This window comes from Burkholderia sp. KCJ3K979, assembly GCF_016759955.1.
GTDB lineage: Bacteria > Pseudomonadota > Gammaproteobacteria > Burkholderiales > Burkholderiaceae > Burkholderia > Burkholderia orbicola.
The window spans coordinates 1-1297 of the sequence record NZ_JACFYV010000426.1; the positions used below are offsets into that span (position 1 = coordinate 1).

Below are 1297 nucleotides of genomic sequence, written 5' to 3' on the forward strand. Positions count from 1 at the left end.
GTTCACGGTGTTCGGGCTCGGCGACGACGGCAGGATCGTCGCGGTGGCCGCGGCGAACCTGGGGCGCGACATCGGCGCGTCGCGCCGGCTGATCGCGGCAGGGGCGGTGCCCGATCCGGTGAAGCTGGCCGATCCGGCGGTGAACCTGAAAACGTTTCTGTGACGCGGTGGGTGAACGCGGCCGGCGTGGCCGCGTTCGCACCGGGCAACTGGCACGTGGACGGAAGCCCGTGCCGGGCGACATGCCCGGCGTGCGGGTTTGTCGTCGGTCGGCGATCGGTGCATATTAGCGGCATTGCCGTTTCACCGGTCGCCCATGACGCCAGACAAAGCCCTCGAACTGAAACGCAGCAAGCGCCGCGCGCTATGGCTGCTCCTGGCCGCCGTCGCGGTGTTCGTCACCACCATCCTGTTGCCGCGCGGCCCGTGGGTCGACGGTTTCAAGGCCGTCGCCGAAGCCGCGATGGTCGGTGCGCTCGCCGACTGGTTCGCGGTCGTCGCGCTGTTCCGTCGCGTACCGATTCCGTTCGTGTCGCGCCATACCGAGATCATTCCGAAGAACAAGGACAAGATCGCCGACAACCTCGCGGTATTCGTGCGCGAGAAATTCCTCGGCCCCGACGCGCTCGCCGCGCAGATCCGCCAGCACGATCCCGCGCAGAAGCTCGGCGCGTGGCTCGGCGAGCCGGCGAACACCGACGCCCTCGGCGGCTACGTGACGAAGCTGATGAGCTTCGCGCTCGACATGACCGACGACGCGCGAATCCAGTCGTTCGTCCACGATGCATTCCGCGCGGTGATCGACCGGGTCGACCTGTCGCAATCGGCCGGCGCGATCCTCGACACGCTGACGAAGGACGGCCGCCACCAGGCGCTGCTCGACGACGCGATCGAACAGGTGGTCGACGTGCTCGACAAGGAAGAGAACCGCGAGGTGATCGCGGGCTTCATCGTTGAGTGGCTGAAGACGCAATACCCGAAGGTCGAGAAGATCATGCCGACGCAGTGGTTCGGCGAGAACGGCGCGCGCATGCTCGCGAGCGCGGTGAGCCGCGTGCTCGAAGGCGTGGCGGCCGACCCCGAGCACGAGCTGCGGCAACGCTTCGACCGGACGGTCGTGCGGCTGACCGAGCGGCTGAAGCACGACCCTGCGTTCATCGCGAAGGGCGAGGAGATCAAGCGCTATATTCGCGACGGCGATGCGTTCAACGAGTATGCGCGCGACTTGTGGGACCAGTTGCGTGCGTGGCTGAAGGCCGATCTCGCCCGCCCCGATTCGGCGCTGCACCGGCAGGCC

The 1297-nt window shown here is 67.6% G+C and carries 2 protein-coding genes; both read left to right on the top strand.

Features of this window, described 5'->3' with window-relative positions:
- On the top strand, positions 1-163 hold a 163-nt coding region (locus tag H3O04_RS35380), incomplete at its 5' end, for an oxidoreductase C-terminal domain-containing protein (protein ID WP_272929924.1).
- Positions 164-316: 153 nt separating this feature from the next.
- Positions 317-1297, top strand: a 981-nt coding sequence (locus H3O04_RS35385) for a DUF445 domain-containing protein (RefSeq protein ID WP_202589519.1), incomplete at its 3' end; no start/stop codon positions are given.